Origin of the sequence: Gynurincola endophyticus, from assembly GCF_003991195.1 — a bacterium.
Classification (GTDB): Bacteria; Bacteroidota; Bacteroidia; order Chitinophagales; family Chitinophagaceae; genus Gynurincola; species Gynurincola endophyticus.
Map to the genome: position 1 here is coordinate 182,998 of NZ_RCWL01000006.1, position 26,123 is coordinate 209,120.

The following is a 26,123-nucleotide window of genomic DNA, read 5'->3' on the forward strand; positions in this document are numbered from 1 at the left end:
ACAACAATTTCTGCGTGAATAGGAAATTCTTAGTGTCTGTTTCAGCATTCCTGTCGTCTGCGATTTTATGGAATGCCTGTGCTAAAATTGATGCAACCACTGTTGGTGCCGGCCTTATCCCTGAAGTGGATAATGTGCATACATTTGAAGTGATATTGCCTGTTGAAATCGATAACCATTTTCTGGCGGATAGTACACGTATTACAGCTGCCAGCAAAAATGCCATCGGTATTTTAGAGGATCCCGTATTTGGCAATACAGAAGCAGCTATGTATTTCAGCTTGAATCCTACCAGCTACGGTTTTTATCCTTTCGGAAATAGAGATAATGTAGTTTTGGATTCTGCTGTTCTGTCGATCAGCTATACGACTGTATATGGTGATACACTTTTACCGCAAACTTTTGAAGTTTATCCGATCAGCAATACAACCGGTAATTTTAAAACGGATTCTATTTTCTATATCGCCGATCAGATTGATACCGATCCTACTGTAATCGGAAGCCGTATTTTTCTGCCTACCATGCTGAAAGATTCCGTAATGCATATCGAAAACGGGTCGGATACTGTTTACAGTACGAATGTGTTAAGAATTCCTATGAATTTAAGCTGGGCAAATCAATTTCTGGCTTACGATACAGCTACCCAGTTCAAAAGCGATTCACTCTTTAAAACCCATTTTAAAGGAGTTGTGGTGAAATTAGCTGCTTCCTCGGCTAACAAAAAAGCGATCAGCTATTGGGACCTGTCTAACAGTACAAATACCAAATTAACCTTCTATTATAAGTCAACTACTATTCAGAACGATAACCCTGTGATTGATACTGCCAGTTATAGCATGATTTATAACTATTCATCAGGTTTTAGTCAGGGTACACAGGCTAACCTGATTACACGTGTTCCGGGTGGTGATTATTTATCTTATATTAATAACGGAACCACCAACGACGACCTTGGTTTCATTCAGACCTCTCCCGGATCGTATATTTCTGTTAATATTAAAGGGTTGGATACCTTCCAGACTACCAACAGAATTATTAACCGTGCTGAACTGATTTTTGAAGAATTACCCAGCGCTGAAAGTAATACCTTCTTATCTCCTAACATATTATTTATTGATGCGATCAGTAAAACCGGAGACTCTGTGTTTACTATCAGAAGAGATTTTGTAACTTCTACCAGCAGTATTCTGGGGTATGAAATCGCTTCACTGGAAGGGATACATAAAAACAATGCTTACAGATTTAATCTGTCGAGATTCATGCAGAGCGTCGTAACTAATAAATTACCTTACTATACTTTCAGAGTTTACAACCCTTATGCAACCTATCCGTATTATGAATCTCCTACTGGAGCATTCGGGCCCCTGGCGAGCTACCTGTTCATTAATGATTACATAGGAGCAGGAAGAGTGGTTGTAGGAGGTGGAAGCCATACTACAAAGCCGGCTAAATTCCGCATTATCTATACTAAACTGTAGATACTTCCATTATCTTTGTAAAGATTTATTAACAGACTAACTCATTATTATGCCTTATTTATTTACTTCTGAGAGTGTATCAGAAGGACATCCTGATAAAGTTGCAGATCAGATATCTGATGCATTAATTGATAATTTTCTTGCTTTCGACCCACAGGCAAAAGTAGCCTGCGAAACACTGGTAACAACCGGTCAGGTAGTACTGGCTGGAGAAGTTAAATCAAAAGCTTATTTAGATGTACAGGAAATAGCCAGAGGTGTTATCCGTAAAATCGGTTATACCAAAAGCGAATATATGTTTGAAGCAAACTCTTGCGGTATCTTATCTGCTATTCATGAGCAGTCTGCAGATATCAATCAAGGGGTTGATAAAAAGAAAAAAGAAGAGCAGGGAGCAGGTGATCAGGGAATGATGTTCGGTTATGCAACCAATGAAACTGACGACTATATGCCATTGGCATTAGACCTCGCCCATAAGTTGTTGATTGAATTAGCTGCATTAAGAAGAGAAAATAAACAAATCAAGTACTTACGCCCTGATGCAAAAAGCCAGGTTACTCTTGAGTACGATGATAATAATAAACCTGTAAGAATCGATACCATCGTTATTTCTACTCAACACGATGACTTTGATACCGAAACTAAAATGCAGGATAAAATCAAGAAGGATATTATTAATATCCTGATTCCGCGTGTAAAGAATAAGTATAAAAAATTCGGAAAACTTTTCAACGGAAAAATCACTTACCATATCAACCCAACCGGTAAATTCGTAATCGGTGGCCCGCATGGTGATACCGGTTTAACAGGCCGTAAAATCATCGTAGATACTTATGGTGGTAAAGGTGCACACGGTGGTGGTGCTTTCAGTGGTAAAGATCCTTCAAAAGTTGACCGTTCCGCTGCTTATGCTACACGACATATTGCTAAAAACCTTGTTGCTGCAGGATTGTGCGACGAAGTACTGGTACAGGTTTCTTATGCGATCGGCGTAGCTAAACCAATGGGTTTATACATCAATACCTATGGTACTGCTAAAGTTGAACTGACAGATGGTGAAATCGCTAAAATCGTTCATGAATTATTTGACTTACGTCCTTATTTCATTGAGAAAAGATTAAAATTGCGTAACCCTATTTACAGTGAAACAGCTGCTTACGGCCACATGGGTAGAAAACCACAGGAAGTAACAAAAACCTTTGTTTCTCCTGATGGTAAAACAGTGAAAAAGAAAGTAGAGTTATTTACCTGGGAAAAATTAGACTATGTTTCTAAAGTGAAAAAAGCATTCGGCTTGAAATAACTTTATAAGAATTTTTATACAAAAGGGTAGAGCCGGAAGCTCTACCCTTTTTAGTTGAAATGAGTATTTATTACTCAACAGTCATTACTTAACATTTAGAAATTAAGTAATTAGCAGGGTAATACCGAATGGAGCTCCATATCTACAGGCTAACCATTCGCTCTTCTTAATTAAGTAGTATCTTTATACCGTATTAATCAGACTTTTACTATGCAAATGGATAATCCGTGGACTATTTTGAGTGAAAAAGATCATTATCAGAATAACTGGATAAAAATTACTGAATATCAGGTACTAAATCCTGCCGGCAACCCCGGAATTTACGGTAAAGTACATTTTAAGAATCTGGCAATCGGTATTATTGCATTGGATCAGAATTTAAATACTTTTCTGGTAGGGCAATACAGGTTTCCCCTCAATGCCTACAGCTGGGAAATTCCTGAAGGGGGTAGCCCTTTGGTCAATGATCCTTTAGAAGGCGCTCAACGTGAATTATTGGAAGAAACCGGATTGGTAGCCCAAAAATGGACACCTGTTCAAACCATGCATTTATCCAATTCTGTGAGCGATGAATACGGAATTATTTATCTTGCGCAGAATTTAGAACAACATACAGCTTGTCCTGAAGAAACAGAACAGCTCATCGTAAAAAAATTACCTTTTCAAACAGTATATGAGATGGTGGAGCGTGGTGAAATCACCGACTCTTTAAGCGTTGCAGGTATACTGAAAGTAAAATTGATGTTATTAGATGGAAGGATACTTTAAAAGAAAACCGGCAATCAAACAATCGGCTTTAGTGATAGGCCGTCAACCTATTATTGAAGCATTGGAAGCCGGCAGGGGCATTGACAAAATACTGCTTCAAAAGAATGCAAGTGGTGATGCAATTGTAAAAATCCGTGACCTGGCCCGTCAGTATCAGGTGCCTGTTCAATATGTTCCGGTAGAGAAATTGCATGGTATGACAAAAGCAAATCACCAGGGGGTGATTGCTATCGCAGCTTTAGTGCAATACCTCGATTTGCAGGCAGTCATCGATCACGTAGTTTCTTCAGGTGAAACGCCGTTGTTTGTTATGCTCGACGGTGTTACCGATGTAAGAAATATCGGTGCCATTGCCCGTTCGGCTGTAACCTGCGGGGCACAGGCGTTAATCATTCCCGACAGGGGAGTGGGAGCCTTGAATGAAGAAGCACTGAAATCATCAGCCGGTGCATTAGAAAAAATTCAGGTATGCCGTGTCAACAGTTTGATGAAAGCTGCCGATACTTTGCGTTTGAACGGTATTGCCGTACTGGCTTCAGAAATGACCGCACAATCATATCTGCATGAAGTTGATTTAAAACAACCCTGTACCATCATTATGGGTGGTGAAGAACATGGAATATTTCCTGCCTTAATGAAATTAGCTGATCAGACTTTCCGCATTCCTATGAGCGGAAATTTTGAATCGTTCAATGTTTCTGTGGCAGCCGGTATTATACTGTATGAATCTGTAAAACAAAGAACTTTTTCATAATATAAATTTTATGGATAACCGACAATCGATTAAACTTATTGAATGCCCCCGGGATGCAATGCAGGGATGGAAACATCCTATTGCTACCGATGTGAAAATAAACTATATAAAAAGTTTATTAGAAGCGGGCTTTGATACCATCGATTTCGGAAGTTTTGTATCACCCAAAGCCATTCCGCAAATGGCTGATACGCCGGAGGTTTACGAGGCTATTAAAGATAATCTCGGCAATAATCAGCTGCTGGCGATTATTGCCAATGAAAGAGGAGCTCAACAAGCCGCTTCATTGCAACATATCAGCTATCTCGGCTTTCCGTTTTCCATTTCTCCCACTTTTCAGATGCGTAATACCAATGCTACTATTCAAGAAGCGTTTGAAAGAGTGAAGAATATTCAGGCTATTTGTTTACAACATCAAAAAACGTTGGTGGTTTATTTGTCAATGGGATTTGGAAATCCTTACGGAGATCCATATTCGGAATTGATTGTAATGGAATGGGCAAAAAAACTGACAGAGGCGGGAATAAAGATTTTGTCGCTGGCAGATACGGTCGGTATTGCTACTGCCGAACAGGTATATACAACCACTCATCGCCTGATCAGTGAATTTCCTGCTATTGAAATCGGAGTACATCTGCACGCGAGTGCTGAAACCCGCATTGAGAAATTACAGGCTGCTTTTGAGGCAGGATGTATCCGCTATGACGGTGCTTTAAAAGGTTTCGGTGGCTGTCCGATGGCAAAAGACGATCTGGTAGGTAATATGGATACAGAATGGATGATTGATTTTTTTGAAAAGAAATCGATCGATACCGGTATTAATAAAACTGCTTTACATAAAGCTACAGCACTGGCTCTACAGGTGTTTCAATAATCAGGATATGTCGTCATTTATGTTAAATATCCCTTCTCATTATCAGGGGAAGATGATTGAATATAACGAACCGGTATTTTTAATAGGTTCCTGCTTTACCGAGCATATCGGTAATGCGTTGGCGAACTATAAATTTCCGGTACTGCAGAATCCGAATGGTATTCTGTTTGACCCGGCGAGTACGGTGCATGCCCTGAAGTCATATATAAAACCGACTTTATACACGGAAAAGGATATTTTTTACCTGAATGATGTTTGGCAAAGCTGGTATCATCATTCACGATTTTCAGCATTAACTCCTGAAGCGTGTTTAAACAAGATGAATCAATCACAAGAGGAAGCTCACCGGTTTCTAAAAACTGCAAAGTGGTTGATTATAACGCTGGGATCTTCTTTTTCTTACCGGTTAACCAACCAGGCTGCTGCTACCGGTGGCGGGGCAGGATTGGGTGTAGCAAATTGTCACCGCGCACCTCAGCAATGGTTTGATAAACATATGATGACAATTGAAGAAACGGTTACTTCTTTAGATAATATGTTGCATCAGCTGTTCTTCTTTAATCCGGGTATACAGGTGATTTTTACCGTGAGCCCGGTTCGGCATATCCGTGATGGAGTGGTGGCGAATAATCGATCCAAAGCAAGATTACTCGAATCTGTACATCATCTGGTGAACAAATTTGACCGGTTACATTACTTTGCTGCTTATGAACTGGTAATAGATGTGTTAAGAGATTACCGTTTTTTTGATGTAGACATGGTTCATCCCAACTATGCCGCTACCAACTTTGTACTTGAAAATTTCATGAAAGAATTTGTGTCGGGAGAGGCGAATCAAATTGCTGAGCATGTACAAAAACTGGTAACAGCCGCTAAGCACCGGCCGATGCATGAAGGCACTAATGCTCATCAGGTATTTTTGAAAACACAAGCGGAGAAAGCCCGGCAATTAATGAAGGAATATCCTTTTCTTGACTTTTCGAAAGAGCTGGATCACTTCCTGAAAGGGAAACTTTAGAAATTAAGAGTTGAGAATTAATAATTAAAAATGATTCGTTTTCAACTCTTCCTTCTTCATTATTAATTCTTCATTTTTAGCTGGTCAATGCTTCGCTTTCAACTCTTCATTCTTAACTATTAATTCTTCATTTTTTAGTGCATTCTGTCACCCCGAACTTCCAGTTGTTGCATGATCAATGCTTCTTGCGCTAACCATTCCTGCCAACGTTCACGCACTTTATCTTTGGCAACATAAGTTTCTGCAAGTTCAATAAATAGATGGTAATGACCGGCTTCTGATTCCATAAAACGCCGGTAAAACTTTTGGAGATAGGGATCATTTAATCCTTCGCTTAATCTTTTGAAGCGCTCACAACTTCTGGCTTCAATTAATGCACAGATTAAAAGTTTATCCAGCAAACGGCTTTCTTCACTTCCCCCTTTTATTTCAAATTGCAACAGTGCGTTTACATATTCGTCTTTTCTTTGTTTCCCAAATGGTAAGCCTCTTTTATCTAACTCAGCCAATACCAGCCTGAAGTGTCCCCATTCTTCAGTAACAATGGGAGCCAAATCACGTACCAGTTTTTCTTTATCGCTATAACGTTGAATTAATGAGATGCAGCTGGTGGCTGCTTTTTGCTCGCAATAGGCATGATCGGTCAGGATGTCGGCCAGTGAAATACCGGCCAGATCAACCCAGCGCGGGTCTGTAGGAAGTTGCAATCCTAATATGTTTTTGTCGTATTGTGATGTTTCCATAACACGGCAAAGGTAAAAAAAACTTAGGGCTCCGCGTGTTGAACCTCTGTCCAATATAAAATTTCTTCTACTCCTTTAAAGCCATGTACGTTTTTGGGAAGATTAGCATAGAATCCCATATTCGGCTGCTGACTATAGAAAATGTTCTGTGTAGGGGCAAATTCTGTTAATGCCTGGATATAGTTTCTGAAAGAAGCACTGAAGTCCATGTAGCCCATATCAAAACAAAGTGCGGCATGGGGAAAACGATTCAACAGTTGCTTCAACACTGCCGGGTCTATATTTTTACCCAGATAAATAGTTTGTATGTAGTGTTTTCTAAGCTGATAGTTCGTGAATAGAAGACATGTTTCAAAGTTTTGCTGAGGTGGAGTAAACAATATGAACAGGTGCATATTGTTTTGATATTGTTTAGGTAGAAATTCGGTACAGTGGCAAATATATTCGCTGATCCATTGCTGTGCAACCACACTTTGGGTGAATTTTCTTTTTGAAACAATGCTCACCTGTTCGATGTGTTTGCTGATCGGCAGTAATATTTCGTGGATGATGGTTTCAGCGGTATATTCCTCCTGCATTTCTGTTAACAAACGCTTAAATTCGTTTACATCCATATCAAGAATGATATCGGATAACCGGTTAAAGTAAGTATCTAACCGGGGAATTCTCGGATGGAACTGAACCGTCAGTTGTTCTATTTCCAGGCCCGCCAGTTTAGCTATCTGAGAAATTTTGTAACCTGTTTTAATCAGATAGGCAACTCTTAATAAAAACTTCATCTCAGTCGGCGTATAGAGCCGCTGACGACCATTTTTATCAATACACAGCCGCATTTCATAACGCTGTTCCCAAATTCTGAGTGTATGAGCTTTAATACCCGTTAATGTTTCGGCTTCTTTGATGGTAAAAACATTCATAGGCTGGTTTTCTTATAGTAAATTAGCAAACTTTCTAAAAGAAAAACTAAAAAAGTAACGTTTATGGTAAAATCTTGATCTCGATAAAGTTTTATACTATATTCGTAAACTATAGGAATGAACAGAAAGTTCTATTTTTGGTGCTTATAAATTAATTAAAATGAGTTTTTTAGACATATCGATCATTTATCTGATAGCCATTCTGATTGTCATGTTACCTTCGTACGGCTTTTATCTGATCTTTAAGAAGTTGAATATTCCCGCCTGGAAAGCTTTTGTTCCTTTCCTGAATATGTGGGAAATCTACAAACTGACCGGACTTAAAAAAGTGTGGTTTTATTGTCAGTTTTTACCAATTGTTGGCTGGTTTGTGAGTTTGTGGATTCTGGTTGAGTTCGCCAAATTATTAGGACGTTTCTCTTTTCTTGATCATGCCGGTGCTGTTCTTATTCCTTTCATTTATTTTCCCTACATCGCCAATCATAAAGACACCCGTTTTATCGGAGCAGAAAAAGTTCGTCAGCATAAAAAATCCGGTGTGCGTGAGTGGGTGGATGCAGCTGTATTTGCGATCGTAGCTGCTACACTGATCAGAGCTTTTGTTTTTGAAGCCTATATGATTCCTACTTCTTCGATGGAAAAAACATTACTGGTAAATGACTTCCTGTTCGTCAGTAAAACAACTTATGGAGTAAGGGTTCCGAATACACCTTTATTTATTCCATTTGTACACCACACTGTTCCTAAGCTGGAGGTAAAATCTTACAGCGAGTTGATCCAGCTTCCTTATAAACGTTGGTTTGCGAAAGATGTTGACAGAAATGATATTGTGGTATTTAACCTGCCGGTAGGAGATACTGTTATTAATTTACCGGAGTTCCAGTCACGGATTACCTATTACGACCAGATGCTGGCCGAGGGAATGACCAACAAATTTGACTCAGCCGGAAAAATGATTTATGATCTGGAGCTCGGCCGTAAAGCGATTTTGAATAATCCGAGAAGATATCCTTTGATTACACGTCCTGTTGATAAAAGAGAAAACTATATTAAGCGTTGTGTGGCTATCGGAGGAGATACATTGGAAATCAGAGGCGGTAAGTTGCTGATCAATGGTGAATCTGCTTACGTATCACCCACACAAGCCAGCTTTTATCATGTATATGTAAAGTCTATTTTAACCGAGCAAATGTTACGTGACCGTGGGGTTCGTATTTCTTATACGCAGATGGATTATGCGGCAATGGAAAACGGTAAAGTATTACAGTTGAACTTAACCGAAAGTGAGTTAGGTAAGGTAATGCAGATGCCTGAAGTGGCCAGAATTGAAAAGAAATCAGAAGCACCGAGAAGCGATGTATTTCCACGCAATAAAAACTATGCATGGTCAAGTCATAATTTCGGTCCGCTCTGGGTACCTAAACGTGGTGCTACGATTGCTTTAACAGAAGATAATATGGTTTTTTACAGACGCTGTATCGAAGTATACGAACAAAATAAAGTAGAAGGCAAAGCCGGGCAATACTCCATCAATGGTGTACCGGCGCAGGAATATACTTTCAAAATGAATTATTACTTCATGATGGGAGATAACAGAGACCAGTCACAGGATTCCCGTTACTGGGGATTTGTTCCTGAAGATCACATTGTAGGTGGAGCCTGGTTGATTTTCTTTAGTCTGGAGAATGGTATCCGTTGGGACAGGATGTTGAAAAGAATAAAAGATTAAACTAAAAAATATGGGTAGTAGAAAGGTTATATTGTCTTTTGACCTGACAGAATTTGACTCCGGTGAGCATTTATCAAAAGCCGATGCCGAGTTATTAGCAGCAGCCCGAAAAGCTACTCAATATAGTTATGCGCCTTATTCAAAGTTTAATGTAGGAGCGGCAGCTTTGTTGAGCGATGGCCGGATTGTAACCGGTACGAATCAGGAAAATGCCTCTTTTCCGGCAGGAATCTGTGCAGAACGTGTACTCATGGCTGCAGTGATTTCGCAATATCACCCCCATCATATACTGGCAATGGCCATTTCATATAAACCTGAACAGGCGGCAAGTGATCACCCGATTAGCCCTTGCGGTGTTTGCCGTCAGGTGCTGAGTGAATATGAAACCCGTTTCGGATCTTTTAAAATGATTCTGTCGGGGCTGGAAGGTAAAGTGATAGTGCTTGACAAAGCCACGAACTTATTGCCTTTAGCTTTTGGGGCGAAGGAATTGTTGTAAGAAATTGAAAATGGAAAATTGAAAAAGGGATGAGGTTTAATAACTTAATTCCTAAGTTTCCCCTATGTTTGAAATTTGTATTTAAAAACAAGAAGGAAATGAAGCCCTGACATTTAGAAGAGAATGAAGAAAGCAACGAGTTGCTTCGGCAGAAGCGTCCTTGATTTTCTTTTTTCCTTCATTCACTTCATGCTTTGCCATTAGAGTTTGAAGTAAAAGAGATGAATATGTAAAGAGGCTAATCAACATGATTCCTAAGTTTCTCCTATGTTTGAAATTGGTATTTAAAAACAAGAAGGAAATGAAGCCCTGACATTTAGAAGAGAATGAAGAAAGCAACGAGTTGCTTCGGCAGAAGCGTCCTTGATTTTCTTTTTTCCTTCATTCACTTCATGCTTTGCCATTAGAGTTTGAAGTAAAAGAGATGAATATGTAAAGAGGCTAATCAACATGATTCCTAAGTTTCTCCTGTGTTTGAAATTGGTATTTAAAAACAAGAAGGAAATGAAGCCCTGACATTTAGAAGAGAATGAAGAAAGCAACGAGTTGCTTCGGCAGAAGCGTCCTTGATTTACTTTTTTCTTTTATTCGCTTTATGCTTTGCCATTGGAGTTTGAAGTAAAAGAGATGAATATGTAAGGAGGCTAATCAACATGATTCCTAAGTTTCTCCTATGTTTGAAATTGGTATTTAAAAACAAGAAGGAAATGAAGCCCTGACATTTAGAAGAGAATGAAGAAAGCAACGAGTTGCTTCGGCAGAAGCGTCCTTGATTTACTTTTTTCTTTTATTCGCTTTATGCTTTGCCATTGGAGTTTGAAGTAAAAGAGATGAATATGTAAGGAGGCTAATCAACATGATTCCTAAGTTTCTCCTATGTTTGAAATTGGTATTTAAAAACAAGAAGGAAATGAAGCCCTGACATTTAGAAGAGAATGAAGAAAGCAACGAGTTGCTTCGGCAGAAGCGTCCTTGATTTACTTTTTTCTTTTATTCGCTTTATGCTTTGCCATTGGAGTTTGAAGTAAAAGAGATGAATATGTAAGGAGGCTAATCAACATGATTCCTAAGTTTCTCCTATGTTTGAAATTGGTATTTAAAAACAAGAAGGAAATGAAGCCCTGACATTTAGAAGAGAATGAAGAAAGCAACGAGTTGCTTCGGCAGAAGCGTCCTTGATTTACTTTTTTCTTTTATTCGCTTTATGCTTTGCCATTGGAGTTTGAAGTAAAAGAGATGAATATGTAAGGAGGCTAATCAACATGATTCCTAAGTTTCTCCTATGTTTGAAATTGGTATTTAAAAACAAGAAGGAAATGAAGCCCTGACATTTAGAAGAGAATGAAGAAAGCAACGAGTTGCTTCGGCAGAAGCGTCCTTGATTTACTTTTTTCTTCATTCGCTTCATGTTTTGCCATTGGAGTTTGAAGTAAAAGAGATGAATATGTAAAGAGGCTAATCAATTTCATTTCCTAATGATTCAATTAATTTACTCAATCCCACATCAGTTTGTCACCCAGACTCAGGTATACATAATTGGGAAAACAAACTTCAAGATCGCTTTTCGCAAAGCAGGTGCAAAGTAATACCTGGTTTTCTTTAAGGTCTTGTGTTTTTAATACTTCATTTTTGGTCATGATATAATCGCCTTTACGAACAATGACGGCGCATTCACCACAAGTACCACCCCGGCAACTATAGGGAATGTCGAGTTTGTGATGGCTGATCGAATCGATCAGGCTTTCATCGGGCCGGCTATAAAATTCATAACATTTTACACCGTAGTACAGCGTGATTTTATACTCATCCTGCGGTTGCATTTCGGCAGGTGCGGTGATAATGTCGGGGCTGAACAGCTGCCATCTCAGAATATCTTCACGATAACCTGTAATTCTTGCAGCTACAACAGCCATACGCGTAAACTGGTTACTTCCACAAATGAATACCTGTATTCCCTGGTCGGAGGGATCGTAGTCGCTGAGAGACTGGGCGATTGTTTCAATGGTTAACTGGCGGTGGGGGATGGGTTGAGCCGGATTATAGTGGGGTTCCGTATAAAAGCTTTCCCAGCGAAAATGCATGTGAAAAGCAGTTTGTAAGGCTTTTAGTTCTTTTTGAAAAAGTACTTCTTTTTCATTAGGCGACTGATAAAGTAAATGTATCTGTGAGTCGGGTTCTGTATGTAAAATTTGTTTAATGAGGGGATAGATGGAAGCGGAAAAAGGATGTTCGGCGATACAAATAATCAGCCGTCCTTCATCAGGCGGCGTTTCGAGCAACATTTTTCCGGTGGGTGGATAAGTGAAAATCTGGGTGCCGGGCTCCCATGTTTCATGAATATGCGCTTCAAAACTGTAGTGGGTGTCGGAACGTACTAAAATACCTAAACCGTCATCAATACCCGGAACTGTGTAGATGGGATATGCCCGCCGGTAAATGGCTCCTTCATAATCGAGCAAAACAGTCATAAACTGACCTGTCTGGTATGTTGGGGAAGTGGTTTCCAGTGAATCGAGAATGTATCCATAAATGCCTCTGCCATATGAATACATTTCCCGGATTTCCCATCTGACAATGTTCATATTAAGTATTCAATTTTACTAGTATCCGACCGGTAATCTGACCATTTAATATTGCATCGATATAGGTATCATTCAATTCTTCTAAGGTAACTTCTCTGGCTATTCCGTTTAATTGCTCATTGATATTCCAATCGGTAGATAATTTATTCCATAAAATTTTCCGGATACGCATGGGCGTTTCAGCCGAGCCTACGCCAATCAAACTGACTCCGTTAAGAATAAAAGGATATACGGTAGTGTTTAGTTTAGGAGAACCAACCAATCCGGTACTTACAATAGCACCTTCTGTCATACATCCTTTTAACAGTGTTGCCAGCGTGTTACCACCTACAGTATCAATACCACCTGCCCATTTTGGTTTGATCAGTAATTTGCCGCTTTCATCATTTACATAATCACGTTTTTCAATCTGATGCGCGCCTAACTGACGAAGATAATCACCTGCATTACTTTTACCGGTAATGGCAATTACCTGATAACCGATTTTAGAAAGTATGGCAACTGCCATGCTGCCCACACCTCCGGTAGCACCTGTTACTACAACCGGCCCCATTGCTGGTGACTGGCCTAACAGTTCTAATTTATAAATAGCAGACGCCGCAGTAAAACCGGCGGTACCTAAAATCATTGCCTGTTGTAACGTCAGCCCTTCGGGCAAAGCAACGATCCACTCTGCGGGAACACGTACTAACCCGCCGAATCCACCGTGGGTATTCATTCCTAAATCATAACCGGTCACTAACACCTGATCGCCTTCTTTCCAGTCAGGGTTCTCACTACTCACCACGATACCGGCTGCATCAATACCCGGTGTATGTGGAAACAGTTTGGTAATACCCCTGTTTCCTGTTGCTGATAAAGCATCTTTGTAATTCAGGGCTGAGTAATGTACACGGATCACTACCTCTCCCTTAGGTAAATCTTCCACTGATCTTTCAATAATGCTGCGCTGAAATCTTCCTTCAGCTGTTTCTTGTACCCAAATAGCTTTGAATCTCATACAAATGGCTTTAATGAGCAATTTAACCCATCCTAAGCATGTAACCAATGAATTACGAAGAGAAAGTTACGATTATATTTGAATGCGACATTCAGCGCTCAATGAAGGTCATGTAGCAGTAAAAAAATGAAAAAAATAGAAGTGTATTAAAATCAATGTAATAGAGCAGGTCAGACAGTTGTTTAAATCATTCTGACTATTTAATTTATTGATCGTGATTAACAAAAAAAATGGTACCTAAGGGGTTAATAATTGAGATAAATCATTTAAGAAATGGGCAAAAGATTGCTCATCAATTAATAATTAGGAATTAATAGTTAAGAATTCTACATTTTTCATTTTCCACTTTCAATTCTTCTCTTAATTCAACTCTGTTGTTTGAACAGACGACTTTTTAATACCTTTAGCACTAAAATTGATAGTAAGTTGATACGCCGGTTTTTGGGCTTTGAGAAATTCTGCTACTGTTTCAATTGTGCCTGCCCGCTATTTCGATTTTCCCGAAGTCATTCCACTGAATCGTCATTTTTTATTTCAAATATAAAAACAACAAAGTATGAAAAAAACTGCAATAGCTGTATGGACAGGAACAGGTAAAGAAGGTAGTGGCCATTTGAGTACCCAAAGTGGGGTGCTGCATGAGAATGCTTATTCATTTGCGACCCGTTTTGAAGACGGAAGAGGCACTAATCCTGAAGAATTACTGGCAGCAGCTCACTCAGGATGTTTTACCATGAAATTAAGTTTTGTATTATCCGGGGCAGGTTATACCCCTACCAGATTAACCACCAGTGCGGCTGTAGAGCTGAAAGATGGAAAAATCAGTGAATCTGCATTGGAGTTAACTGCTGAAGTTCCGGGCTTATCGGAAGAGGATTTTCAGAAATATGCCAATGAAGCAAAAGAAAACTGCCCGGTAAGTTTATTATTTAATGCAAACATAACTTTAAAGGCTCAATTGGTAAATTCTTAAAATAAGTTTCACCAATAGCTGGTTTTTCGGGTTTTTTTATCTTAAATTGTACCTGTTTTTAATAACTAAATCCTTTTAGCAAAAACAGTCAACCAATGAGTAATAAAAATTCTCGTAGAACTTTTGTAAAAAATTCTGCGCTTGCTGCTGCAGGATTTTTTATTGTTCCCCGCCATGTACTTGGCGGAAACGGATACGTAGCCCCTTCTGATAAACTGAATATTGCAGGTATCGGAGCAGGTGGTAAAGGCGCATCTGACCTGGCAGGCTTTGCTAAGAGCCCGCGAGTGAACATTGTTGCACTGTGCGACGTTAGCGATGAAGCTGCCAAAAAAACCAGAGAAAGATTCTCCAAAGCCACTTATTACAAAGACTTTAGAGAAATGCTTTCGAAGGAACACAAAAACATTGATGCTGTTTCAGTATCAACCCCTGATCACACACACGCTGTAGCTACTTTGGCTGCCATACAACTGAATAAGCATGTGTATGTTCAAAAGCCATTAACACACAGTATCCATGAGGCCAGGGTACTCACTGAAGCGGCTAAACGATATAAAGTGGTTACTCAAATGGGTAATCAGGGTGGCTCCGGTGATGGTGTTAGAAAAATGAAAGAAATGGTAGATGCCGGAATGATCGGCGAAGTACATACCGTACATTGCTGGACGAACAGGCCGGTATGGCCGCAGGGGTTACCGACTCCTACCGGTACACATGAAGTACCTGCTGAACTTGACTGGAACCTTTGGTTAGGGCCTGCTCAGTATATCGATTATAACCCTGCCTATGTTCCGTTTAACTGGAGAGGCTGGTGGAATTTCGGTACAGGGGCTTTAGGCGATATGGCCTGCCATATCATGGATCCCGTTTTTAGAATCCTTCCAATTTTATATCCTAGCTCAGTTGAATGTAGCCTAGCCACTATCTGGAAAGAAATGTGGAACGATACAATGAATACTGACAGCTGCCCTCCGTCTTCTATCATTCACCTGGTATATCCTAAAACAACCGGTAACGGCAGTATTAAAGTACATTGGTATGATGGAGGACTAAGACCGCCACGCCCTGAAGAACTGGGTTCTGATGAGCCGATGGGCAACTGGGACGGTGGAGTTATTTTCGAAGGAGATAAAGGAAAAATCATGTGTGATTGTTATGGAGAAAATCCAAGGTTAATTCCTACTATCCGCATGCAACAGGATACCATGCCGAAAGAAACATTGGCCAGAGTTCCTGAAGGACACTACGTTCAATGGGTAAATGCCTGTATCGCCGGTTATGGAAACGGTACAACCTCTTCACCATTTGAATATGCCGGCCCTTTTACCGAAAGTATCCTGATCGGTAACCTGGCTATCAGAAGCTTTATGATGAAAAATCCGAACCTGAAAGGGTGGGACGATAAGTACCTGGGCAGAAAACGCCTGAACTGGGATGCTAAAGCACTGAAAATTACCAACTTTGAAGAGGCTAACCAATTTGTGAAAAGAGAATACAGAGAAGGCTGGACGTTGGGAGTTTAAGTAAATTAAGAGTTGTTTACGGCAAAACTGATTATAATTGCCCGCTTGCAACAATGAAAGATTCTTTTCCCTGCATCTCAGCACATTAAATAATAAAAAGAGCTGTCTATAAAGACAGCTCTTTGTGTGTGTGACTGTGTCATTTTTAATGATTGATGCAAAAAATGAACATTTTTAAAGAAATATCTTGACTGAATTCTTCTTTGAGGTAATAAAAAAAGAATGCTTATTTTGTTGAATATTAATAAGTTATAATTTTTTTTAGAGCTTTGAGATAATGAAATATCAGTTTTTTTGATTTGCAATACGACTTTTAGGATTGTAATTTTACATCATCAACAGAGCAACAAAATAGTTACTGTTGATCACTAAAAAGATATTTCGAACTTTTTCATATGGCAAGCAATCGTTAGAGGCCTACTGTTTCTACAGGAGGCTTTTTTTTGTGCCTTACTGAAGGATAAATTACTTTTCTGCAATAAACTTCCTGTCTGCTGATGAATCATTGCGCAGCACATCGATTTTCAAAAAAATACATAAAAATTTAATACCAGCGTTCTCAGGTCGCTTTTGTGAGGTGAGCGAGCTTTTGCAGCTCTTCGTATTTGTAAAATTCTGATTTGTTTTGATAACATTTACTCAATTCGAGTAAAAGTATCCTTATTGCAGATTTGCTGTCGATTGGAGACAATAATTGAGGTTGTGGTTCAATACCGTGATTCAGGAAATACTCATCGATATTTTGTTGTGAGTATAAGCTCCCCGAAGTGGGGTCGATATAAAATTGTGGAGTATCAGCACTTAAAATATGCCCCCACGGATCCTGATGAGTACGAAAATACCCTAAAAGAAAGTGCTGCGGAATATTCAATACTTTTACCGGAATTTCTAATAAATCGGCGATGATTAAATAGAGTAATCCGTTCGAAATAGTATTACCGTTTCGCTTTTCTAATAAATTATTGAGATAGAACTGAACAGGATCTTCGTAGTTCACTGCCGAACCTTCCAGTTGATAGTAGTTGTAAAAGATGCTTGACAGAACATTGACTTGCTCGAGCGGGGTCAGGTAATTATTTAACTCTAGCCATACGTTTTTCCGGAGTTTTTCAATCGCCAGTTGAATTTCTGATTCGTTGATTTCAGGATATTCAAACTTGGTTACCAGTAAATAGCCTGTGAGTAAATCCGGTTCTTCAATGGAAGCCCACTCCTCAAAAGCCCGGGAAAGCTCCTGGAAGCGTAAACGGTGAATGAGCACCTCTATTCTTTTATGAATCATACTCTGGCACGCACCTTCCCAGTAGGCTTCGAGTGAGGGTATCAATCTCGGCCCATGAGTGATGATACGATTGGCAACCTCGGCGAATACTTCTTCGTCAGGGTCATCGATCAACGTAAAAAGGGATGATATTTCCTTGTTTTGATTCATTCTTTGTGGGAAATATAATCCAAGTTCCTATAAGTTTCGGGATTCTGAAAAAAAGATTATCCACAAATTAACATTTTGGTATTCTAAAATATACAATAAGCACTTTTAGAATTAAGAAGGGAGAATTGAAAATAGAAAGTGGAGACTGAGAGAAAGGGGCAGATCTGCTTTAAAAACTCCCCCTTCATTTCTTAATTGCTGAATGGTTCCTATCCCTGTTCAACCGAAAGCGGTTTCCTTTTGCCAAAAAGATATTGGTATTTTCCGTCTATAGCATACCCCAATTCATTCATTACTTTAAAGTGTAGCTGATCAAGCGTTTTTGTTTTGATCTTCTTAAAATCTTTTGCGATGGTATCTATGTAAAACGCATAATTTTTATCTTTTGCGTAGTACGTATGATCACATTCTCTGTAATAGGTGGCGGTAAAACATTCTTCCAGCAGTTCGAAGCTTGCTGCATCGGCATCTGCCACAATCTTTTCGCGGAAGTAAACATGATTGTTATCTTTTGCTACATTTTTTACCGTATCTCCCTTTAATACCTGAAAACTTTTTCTGTCAGCTTGCGGTACTTCTGTGTAATAGTTGAAGTAAATCTTGTCTCCAACCGACTGATAATATTCAGAAAGAATAGTGTAATCTTTTAAACTATAGGGAAGCAGCGTATCGAAAATATAATCGTGGTTTCCCGAATTGCTGAATCCGGTTGCAAAATCAGTGATTTTAAAATCTGCCGGATTGGCCCCGGGAAGAATGGTAAATGCATTCATATAACTTTCCAGGTAAACATGTTTTTTATCCTTAAAGTAATGGAAAGTTGATCCGTTGCTTTTTATTATTTCGAAACTGGCAAAGTCAATAATCGTATAAAATTTTTTATACACTTCACTGTCAAAATGAAGAATAAAAGAATTATCAATAATACAGAAACCGTGACCCAATTGTTTTTTACTCATAAATTACGAATTGACTTTACCTGTTAACCTCTTTTTAAATTATTACCAGTTTCCTTCAGGAAGATAATAGTAGGAAGTATCCCGCTGCAATTGCCAGGGCGCCTGATGAAACGACCAGCATTCTTTCAGCTGATCGAATGCTCTTCCTGCACTATAAGTTCCCCATTTGTAACTTACCGGATAGTTTTTACTACTGTCACTAATTGTGCCAAACAGCATAGCTGTAGAAAAGCCTGAAACCCCATTGGTATAAATCATGGCTTTTTCTATTGTCAACCTGGATCCCGCAGGAAATATTCTTATTGTATGATGAGCGTCAGTGGCCGATTGTTTTCTTTGTTCTACCTGTTGCCAGTCAGGATGCAGGCTGTCATAAAGTATAGCGGGATATTTTTTATTGAAAGGATCTCTGTCTTCGAACAAAACTGTTTCAACAGGTAAAATCACTGTTTTCCCTATCCATTCACTGAAAGGGGTATACCGGCTGATATCGGCAGATTTTGTTTTTATAACATAAATGAACATTAATACAAATACAACCAGTGAGATCGCAATACTCCAAAGCAGGATCTTTTTAATTTTCATAGGTGTTATTGTTATAAAATGGAGAGAATACACAAAACTCCTGTTGCTGATAATAACAACAACAGGCTTACATATAATGTAGAAGTTCGTCTTTTGCGATAAAGTATAATGCACTCAGCTAAAAAGTAAACAAAGCTGATCAGGATAACAGAGATGCAGGTATAGAGGAAGCCGTAACCCAACGGATCTTTTCTGCCGTTCAACAGAAGGTTGTAAATGATGAAGAAGAGCACCACAATGCCCGTGATTCGAAAGAATAAATGCAACAACCAGTGGGTATTTTTTTCTTTCATAGTTTTCGGGGAATAGGAATAAAAAATAAACCATTAAGAATTGCGGATAAGCTGTACCACTTAATTCCTCCTATGTTGACAGGTGAAGTTTTCCCGCTGATTGAGCGGATAAGTTATAGTATAGTTTAAATTTACTTCAGCGCAGATCTGCGCTGAAGTAATATTTGAATTGAAACGATGTTTTCTGTGTTATCTGCGGGATAACGTATTTTCTTAATGGTTGTATACAAACGGACTATTTCTTTTTCTTCGCTGCTTTTTTAGGCGCCGCTTTTTTTGCTGCTTTCTTAGGTGCTGCTGATTTTTTAGCTGCCGCTTTTTTAGGTGCGGCGGTTTTCTTCGCTGCTCCTTTAGAAAAGGCCCCCGGAATACTTGCCTCAATCATCGCTTTCACTTCTTCCAGTTCCAATGTTGCCGCTTCTTCAGCTGTATACTTTGTGTCATCTGCTTTTTTACCCAGCTTCAGCATCTTTTTATTAAAGCGGATAAACGGACCCCATCTTCCGTTTTCAATGCTAACTTTGGCTTCGGGCCATTGCTGGATATAGCGGTTGGCTTCTTTGCTAACTTTTGCATCAATCAGTTCTGTGATATCTGCTTTCGATAAATTTTCAAAATTATAGCGGCGCGGTACGTTGATGTAGAGATCGTTCCATTTGATAAACGGACCGAATCTTCCTGTACCTTTCGTTACCGGTTTGTTTTCGTAGGTAGCGATAGGAGCGTCGGCCTTGGCTTTTTCTTCGATCAGCTCAAGGGCACGTTCATAAGTAACGGCTAAAGCATCTTCTCCCTTAGGAATAGAGATATTTTGTTCTCCGACTTTCAGGTAAGGGCCGAACCGGCCGGTATTTACAATTACTTCGTTACCATCAATTTCACCCAGTGTTCTTGGCAATTGGAATAATTCCATCGCGTCTTCGAGGGTAACGGTTTCGATAGACTGATCTTTCTTTAATCCGGCAAACCTTGGTTTTTCTTCATCGCTGACATCACCGATCTGTACCATTGGACCGAAGCGGCCCATACGTGCCACTACTTTTTTACCGGTTTCAGGATCTACTCCCAATTCTCTTTCGCCTTTAATGCGTTCGGCGTTTTCTATGGTATTGTCTACGTCTTCTTTGAAAGGAGAATAGAACTCTTTAATCATTTTATTCCACTTCAGTTTACCGGCAGCTACTTCATCGAAACGTTCTTCGATACTGGCCGTAAAACCGTAGTCCATGATTTCGTCGAAGTGTTGTTTAAGGAAGTCTGTTACTACCAGTCCGAGATCGGTCGGGAAAAGTTTCGACTTTTCAGCTCCGGTATTTTCTTCGGCAGTAGAAGCCGAAACCTTATCGTTTTTCAGTTGAAGAATACGATAGGCTCTTTTAATACCCTCTTTATCACGCTTCTCTACATATCCTCTTTTTAAAATGGTAGAGATCGTCGGTGCATAAGTAGAAGGGCGGCCGATGCCCAGTTCTTCTAATTTTTTAACCAGAGAAGCTTCGGTGTATCTTGGCGACGCACGGCTAAAGCGTTCAATGGCTTTCATTTGTTGCAGTTCAAGGCTTTGTTTTACCTTTAATGGTGGTAACATACCTTCGTTCTGTTCTTCTTCCGGTAAATCTTCGTCGTCGTGGTCTTCACGGTAAACCTTTAAAAACCCTTCAAACTTTAAAACCTCACCCTGAGCAGTGAGTTCTTCTTTATTAGTGGAAATTGAAATTTTGGCAATGGTTCTTTCCAGTTCGGCATCAGACATCTGGCTGGCCATGGTACGCTTCCAGATGAGTTCGTACAGACGTTTGCAATCCGGATCATCAACGGTACTGTTCTCCATATAAGTAGGGCGAATAGCTTCGTGTGCTTCCTGTGCCGATTCGTTTTTATTTTTATACTTACGGGCCTGGTAATATTTAGCCCCGTAAGAACCTGTGATCTGTTTTTTGATTTCACCCATAGCAGTATCACTCAGATTCACACTATCAGTACGCATATAAGTGATATTACCGCTCTCATACAGACGTTGGGCCAGTAACATGGTTCTGCTAACGGAGTAACCGAGTTTTCTCGATGCTTCCTGTTGCAGGGTAGAAGTTGTAAAAGGTGCTGCAGGTGATTTTTTACCCGGTTTTACCTGAATATCTGTAACAGTATAGTTGGCTCCTTTGCAGGATTCTAAGAAAGCTTTGGCTGAATTTTCCTGATCGTATTTTTTGCCCTCTGCAGTAAATAATACCGGCTTCTTATTAAGGTCGTCGGCAATGAATTGGGCTTCCAGTTTGAATTGTGAAGTAGCGGTAAAGGCGTTGATCTCTCTTTCTCTTTCGGCGATTAAGCGTACGGCAACACTTTGAACACGGCCGGCAGACAGGTTATTTTTCATGCTCATTTTACGCCATAGAACAGGACTTAATTCGAATCCTACGATTCTGTCTAAAACCCTTCTGGCCTGTTGAGCATCTACCAGATGCATATTTAAATGGCGTGGATTGTCAACGGCTTTTTTAATAGCCGGTTTGGTGATCTCGTGGAAAACAATCCTTTTGGTTGTTCCGGGGTCTAATCCCAATACCTCGCATAAGTGCCAGCTGATCGCTTCTCCTTCGCGGTCCTCATCCGTTGCTAACCAAACTTCGTCACTTTTCCGTGCGAGGCTTTTTAACTCTTTCACCACCTTTTCTTTTTCATCCGGAATCGTATATCGTGGGGTGAAATTATTCTGGATATCGATTCCCATATCATCTTTTTCGAGGTCTCTGATATGTCCATAGCAACTCTTCACCTCAAAATCCTTTCCCAAGATTTTCTCGATGGTTTTCGCTTTTGCCGGAGACTCTACAATCAATAAATTCTTCGCCATACTTACTTTACTTTTTTCAACCTATACCTTCTTCATCAAGGCATTCAGGGGCTGTAAGTTACTAACAGCTTATCAAATTAAATAACAAAATTTCGGCAAATATATTTTACCGGATTACGCAATTTAAGGTTTCTTGGTAAAATTTAATCAGAGTATATTAAATATCAGCTGTTTATATCTTTTTTTATATTATAGGACAATCGGGCTTTGAACCATTCAGAAATTAAGGTATTCAGGAAGCCGCATTGCTGATTAAGCGGGTACACTTTTTTCGTGTAACCGGCTGAATTTCTTTTTAAAACTACCATTAGCTATGTACTGTTGATACCTATAAACAAAAAGCCAAACCGGTTATCTCTTCATTTCTGAATTGCTTAATGGTTCCAATTTTTTACACTTTAATTCTCCACAAATCCCTCAACGCCTGTTTCGCTGCATGAAATCCGCACTGTCCGTGCACCCCGCCACCCGGTGGTGTAGAGGATGAACAGATATACATTCCTTTTGCACTGGTTTTATATGGAGAAAAGCGTAATGCCGGACGATTGACCAGCTGAGTAATATTGAGAACCCCTCCATTAATATCACCACCGATATAATTGGCATTATAAGCTTCCAGCTGTTTGCTGTTGATTGTATTTTTAGCAAGAATGGTTTTTCTGAAACCCGGTGCAAATCGTTCGATTTGATTTTCGATCGCAACACTCATATCCGTTGTAGAACCATGTGGGGTATGGCAATAAGCCCAGATCGTATGTTTGCCTTCGGGAGCACGTGTATCATCAAACATACTTGATTGCGCGAGTAATACAAACGGTTTTTCAGGATGTTTGCCTTTCCAGATGTCAGACTCACTTTCCTGAATTTCTTCGAATGTACCACCGATATGTACGGTAGATGCCTGGTTACATAACTGATTAATGAAGGGTACCGGGCGATCAACGGCGAAATCCATTTTAAAAACGCCCATCCCGTATTTGAATTTTGACAATTGCCAACGGTATAGCGAAGAAAACGACTCACCCGCAATTTCCAATACCTGTTTAGGCGTCAGGTCGAACAAAATAGCTTTTGCCGATGGTAGCTGGCCAAGGTTTTTAACAGGAGTACCGGTTTGAATTTTTCCACCGAGCGAAAGAAAATATTGCTCCATTGCATTGGCAATACTTTGTGAACCTCCTTTCGGAATCGCCCAACCGTGTACCATACCAACGGTGGTTAAAACGATACCGATAGCCGCAGTTGAAAGATTTTCTAAAGGTTGCATACTATGAGCGGTCATTCCTGCCCATAGGCCTCTGGTATATTTAGATTTAAATCTTTTGCCGATAGATTGAGCTGACTGAATAGACTTTAATCCGAAATTCATATAAGGAAACAGGTGCTGTGGAAAACCGATCGGACCGAGTACATCGGGTTGTAATTTCGCCCAGTTATTCACCATCGGTTCAAACAATTCATAAAACGCATCTCTGTCGCTGTGCAGGTGCTGAATCGTTTTATCGAGACTGTTATACAAACAGGCTACTTCGCCATTATCCTGCGGGTGGGCTGCTTCAATAGGAGCCAGTATCATCTCTAAACCGAAACGTTTCCAGTCTCTGTTTGCAAAGAAAGGGGAGGCAGCCTGCATCGGATGAATGGCTGAACATACATCATGGTGAAAGCCGGGTAATGTGAGCTCGGCTGTACGTGAACCGCCCCCGATGGTATCGGTAGCCTCAATCAGTAAAACATTTAAACCCTGTTCCTGAATAGTAATAGCTGCTGCCAGGCCGTTCGGGCCGGCTCCAACCACTACTGCATCATAATCGGTCTTTAAATCGCTCATAAGGTGGAAATTACACTAAAATGTTACTAAAGTTAGAAAAAAGCAATAAAATTTCAGTATTCAACATCCAAACATCATTCCAGCTACGTATATAATATTGAATCGCCATTCATGGATTTGATGCGATAATGTTGTTTATGGCATAAACTAAAAACAAAGCACACTACCAGGTTGATTTTTACCCAGTTGTACCCATGAGAGTGGTGTGTGGCGTTTTTTCCGGCCTAAAAAATTGGTTGGATTCTAAACATTATCTATATTCGAATTGCGAATGAAAGTTCGCTCGATTTAAGTATCGACACATTTAGTGTTACGACTGCACGTTTTTACGTGCAGTCTTTTTTTGTGCCTGTCAAAGAAAAAGGAGGTTGGGTAAAATCAGTTACCCTGAAAAAAAATGATTCAAAATCGGTAACTTCAATTGTTAAATTTCCTTTCCAGCAAACCAACAACTATGCAACCGGGCAGTAAAATGTTTGTACCGCACCCTCTTCTGCAACCTTATATAGAGGGCTATGTACTGTTTGAAAACAACAACATTCATACACTTACACATTATCACCCCGATTATCATTCTATCATTTGTTTTGATATAAACCGTAAACACCTATTGGCAGAGGGGATAAAAGAAATAAAATCATCTATGGTATTTGTTGGCCCCGTAGATAATTATGTAACGATTAGCCGGGTACCCGACCGTTTGTTGCAGGTTATTTTTAAACCCTATGGTGCTTTTTATTTGCTGGGAGCTGCCATTCGAAAAATTTCCGGAGTAGGTATGGATGCCGGTATTTTACTGGATGACATCAAAGAAACCATTCACCGGATAGAAGAGGTTTATCCAAACGAAGCTGAATGCTTTAAGTTATTTGACCAGTACTTCTTAAATAAACTGAAAAACACTGCCCGAACTACCGCTACGATAGAGCAAATTGCTTATGCCTGTTCAATTATTCAGGAAAACGCCGGTAATGTAAAGATGAAAGCAATCTGCCGGCAGCTGAATATGTCTGAAACTTCTTTCAGAGCTCACTTTAGTGAAAAAGTAGGCATGACCCCCAAAGCCTTTGCACAAATTGAAAAAATGAATCACGTGAAATCGTACCTCGAACAACATCCATCACTCGACTGGATTACGATTTGCGAGCAATATAATTTCTTCGATCAAACCCACTTTATCAAACACTTTAAAAGGTATTTCGGGTGCACACCAATGGCGTATCTGAGAGTAATTAATAATTTAGAATTAAGAGTTAATAATTATTGAATACAGCAAATTAGATTAAGCTCAAAACCAGCGTCAGCCCGTTTTTAATTATTAATTCTTAACTGATCTTTTACTCCACCAACAGTTTCTCACAAACAATCTTCGACAACATTTCATCACTATGGCCGGTATAACTCACCCGCATCGACTGGTCGAACGACTCTACCGATACCACTTTTATTTTAGTACCTAACTGAAGGTTTCTTGCATTCAGGAATCTTAAAAACTCGTCGCTTGAGTTAATTACTGCACAGAGTTTGACCGTTTCACCGGCGGTTACTTCTAACAAAGACCGGTATTGTTTCCATACCAGGTTACCGTTTTTATCAGGAATCGGTGAGCCGTGCGGATCTACCGTAGGATGCCCCAGCATCGAATCCATCCGGTCGAAAAACTCCGGTGAAGCAATATGCTCAATCTGCTCGGCAATTTCATGTACTTTATCCCAGGTAAAACCCATAATGTCTACCAGAAACATCTCGGTTAAACGGTGTTTGCGTACAATTAAGCCCGCTTCTTTTTTACCCCTGGCAGTGAGTTTTAACGGTTTATAGGCTTCATATACCACCAGTTTTTTTTCACGCAGTTTTTTCATCATGCTGTTGACCGTAGGCATTTTAATGCCCAGGTGCTGCGATAACTCGTTCACACCCACTTCGCCGGAACCCTGCGAAAGCAGAAATAACGACTTGAGATAATTTTCTTCAGTATAGGAAACCATAGCCATATTCTTCACTC

22 protein-coding genes are annotated in these 26,123 nt (G+C 39.7%); 11 read left to right on the forward strand and 11 right to left on the reverse strand.

Annotation, left to right across the window (positions count from 1 at the left end; translation table 11 throughout):
• Positions 1–14 precede the first annotated feature (14 nt).
• The 6 genes from D9O48_RS12655 to D9O48_RS12680 all read left to right on the forward strand — a co-directional run bounded on the left by D9O48_RS12655 (position 15) and on the right by D9O48_RS12680 (position 6,195).
• Positions 15–1,478 carry a DUF4270 family protein gene (locus D9O48_RS12655; RefSeq protein ID WP_158624889.1) on the forward strand — a complete coding sequence of 488 codons (1,464 nt, stop codon included), beginning with the start codon at positions 15–17 and terminating at the stop codon, positions 1,476–1,478.
• A gap of 49 nt (positions 1,479–1,527) precedes the next feature.
• Entirely contained in the window at positions 1,528–2,781 is a 1,254-nt protein-coding gene (gene metK, locus D9O48_RS12660; RefSeq protein ID WP_126973346.1) for a methionine adenosyltransferase, read from the forward strand.
• 210 nt (positions 2,782–2,991) lie between these two features.
• Positions 2,992–3,549 (forward strand): NUDIX domain-containing protein, encoded by a 558-nt coding sequence (locus tag D9O48_RS12665; protein ID WP_126973347.1) that lies wholly within the window; start codon positions 2,992–2,994, stop codon positions 3,547–3,549.
• Complete coding sequence (gene rlmB / locus D9O48_RS12670) at positions 3,533–4,303, forward strand: 23S rRNA (guanosine(2251)-2'-O)-methyltransferase RlmB (RefSeq protein WP_126973348.1); 771 nt, start codon at positions 3,533–3,535, stop codon at positions 4,301–4,303. Before D9O48_RS12665 ends, rlmB begins: the two co-directional genes overlap by 17 nt.
• Positions 4,304–4,313: 10 nt before the next feature.
• Positions 4,314–5,177: a hydroxymethylglutaryl-CoA lyase gene (locus tag D9O48_RS12675; RefSeq protein WP_126973349.1), complete on the forward strand. Its 864-nt coding sequence runs from the start codon at positions 4,314–4,316 to the stop codon at positions 5,175–5,177.
• Positions 5,178–5,184: 7 nt separating this feature from the next.
• Positions 5,185–6,195, forward strand: coding sequence for a GSCFA domain-containing protein (locus D9O48_RS12680; protein ID WP_233589242.1), 1,011 nt, complete (start codon positions 5,185–5,187; stop codon positions 6,193–6,195).
• 134 nt (positions 6,196–6,329) lie between these two features.
• Here the strand turns inward: D9O48_RS12680 and miaE are convergent, their stop codons facing one another.
• Positions 6,330–6,938 (reverse strand): tRNA-(ms[2]io[6]A)-hydroxylase, encoded by a 609-nt coding sequence (gene miaE / locus D9O48_RS12685; protein WP_126973350.1) that lies wholly within the window; start codon positions 6,936–6,938, stop codon positions 6,330–6,332.
• Positions 6,939–6,961: 23 nt separating this feature from the next.
• Positions 6,962–7,855, reverse strand: coding sequence for a MerR family transcriptional regulator (locus D9O48_RS12690; RefSeq protein WP_126973351.1), 894 nt, complete (start codon positions 7,853–7,855; stop codon positions 6,962–6,964).
• A gap of 160 nt (positions 7,856–8,015) precedes the next feature.
• Between D9O48_RS12690 and lepB the strand changes: the two genes are divergently transcribed.
• Positions 8,016–9,584 carry a signal peptidase I gene (lepB, locus tag D9O48_RS12695; RefSeq protein WP_126973352.1) on the forward strand — a complete coding sequence of 523 codons (1,569 nt, stop codon included), beginning with the start codon at positions 8,016–8,018 and terminating at the stop codon, positions 9,582–9,584.
• Between the two features lie 10 nt (positions 9,585–9,594).
• Positions 9,595–10,083, forward strand: coding sequence for a cytidine deaminase (cdd, locus tag D9O48_RS12700; protein WP_126973353.1), 489 nt, complete (start codon positions 9,595–9,597; stop codon positions 10,081–10,083).
• Between the two features lie 1,493 nt (positions 10,084–11,576).
• Here the strand turns inward: cdd and D9O48_RS12705 are convergent.
• Positions 11,577–12,665, reverse strand: coding sequence for an iron-sulfur cluster-binding domain-containing protein (locus D9O48_RS12705; protein WP_126973354.1), 1,089 nt, complete (start codon positions 12,663–12,665; stop codon positions 11,577–11,579).
• A 1-nt stretch (position 12,666) separates the two neighbouring features.
• Positions 12,667–13,665, reverse strand: coding sequence for a YhdH/YhfP family quinone oxidoreductase (locus D9O48_RS12710; protein ID WP_126973355.1), 999 nt, complete (start codon positions 13,663–13,665; stop codon positions 12,667–12,669).
• 556 nt (positions 13,666–14,221) lie between these two features.
• Here D9O48_RS12710 and D9O48_RS12715 point away from each other — a divergent pair.
• Together D9O48_RS12715 and D9O48_RS12720 are read left to right on the forward strand one after the other, a co-directional pair.
• The gene (locus D9O48_RS12715; RefSeq protein WP_126973356.1) at positions 14,222–14,638 is read left to right on the forward strand and encodes an OsmC family protein; all 417 of its coding nucleotides are present in this window, start codon (positions 14,222–14,224) and stop codon (positions 14,636–14,638) included.
• 95 nt (positions 14,639–14,733) lie between these two features.
• Positions 14,734–16,164 carry a Gfo/Idh/MocA family protein gene (locus tag D9O48_RS12720; protein ID WP_126973357.1) on the forward strand — a complete coding sequence of 477 codons (1,431 nt, stop codon included), beginning with the start codon at positions 14,734–14,736 and terminating at the stop codon, positions 16,162–16,164.
• Between the two features lie 559 nt (positions 16,165–16,723).
• Here D9O48_RS12720 and D9O48_RS12725 read toward each other — a convergent pair.
• The 6 genes from D9O48_RS12725 to D9O48_RS12750 form a co-directional block, all read right to left on the reverse strand.
• On the reverse strand, positions 16,724–17,596 hold the full coding sequence (locus tag D9O48_RS12725; protein ID WP_126973358.1) for a transglutaminase family protein: 873 nt from the start codon (positions 17,594–17,596) through the stop codon (positions 16,724–16,726).
• Between the two features lie 209 nt (positions 17,597–17,805).
• Complete coding sequence (locus tag D9O48_RS12730) at positions 17,806–18,555, reverse strand: DKNYY domain-containing protein (RefSeq protein WP_126973359.1); 750 nt, start codon at positions 18,553–18,555, stop codon at positions 17,806–17,808.
• 42 nt (positions 18,556–18,597) lie between these two features.
• Complete coding sequence (locus tag D9O48_RS12735) at positions 18,598–19,140, reverse strand: hypothetical protein (RefSeq protein WP_126973360.1); 543 nt, start codon at positions 19,138–19,140, stop codon at positions 18,598–18,600.
• Between the two features lie 11 nt (positions 19,141–19,151).
• Positions 19,152–19,433, reverse strand: coding sequence for a hypothetical protein (locus tag D9O48_RS12740; RefSeq protein ID WP_126973361.1), 282 nt, complete (start codon positions 19,431–19,433; stop codon positions 19,152–19,154).
• A gap of 235 nt (positions 19,434–19,668) precedes the next feature.
• Positions 19,669–22,287: a type I DNA topoisomerase gene (gene topA, locus D9O48_RS12745; RefSeq protein ID WP_126973362.1), complete on the reverse strand. Its 2,619-nt coding sequence runs from the start codon at positions 22,285–22,287 to the stop codon at positions 19,669–19,671.
• A 391-nt stretch (positions 22,288–22,678) separates the two neighbouring features.
• A complete protein-coding gene (locus D9O48_RS12750; protein ID WP_126973363.1) occupies positions 22,679–24,118 on the reverse strand; it encodes a phytoene desaturase family protein in 1,440 nt (479 codons plus the stop codon).
• 454 nt (positions 24,119–24,572) lie between these two features.
• Between D9O48_RS12750 and D9O48_RS12755 the strand changes: the two genes are divergently transcribed.
• On the forward strand, positions 24,573–25,385 hold the full coding sequence (locus D9O48_RS12755; protein WP_126973364.1) for an AraC family transcriptional regulator: 813 nt from the start codon (positions 24,573–24,575) through the stop codon (positions 25,383–25,385).
• Positions 25,386–25,455: 70 nt separating this feature from the next.
• Here the strand turns inward: D9O48_RS12755 and D9O48_RS12760 are convergent, their stop codons facing one another.
• Positions 25,456–26,106 (reverse strand): metal-dependent transcriptional regulator, encoded by a 651-nt coding sequence (locus tag D9O48_RS12760; protein ID WP_126973365.1) that lies wholly within the window; start codon positions 26,104–26,106, stop codon positions 25,456–25,458.
• Positions 26,107–26,123 lie beyond the last annotated feature (17 nt).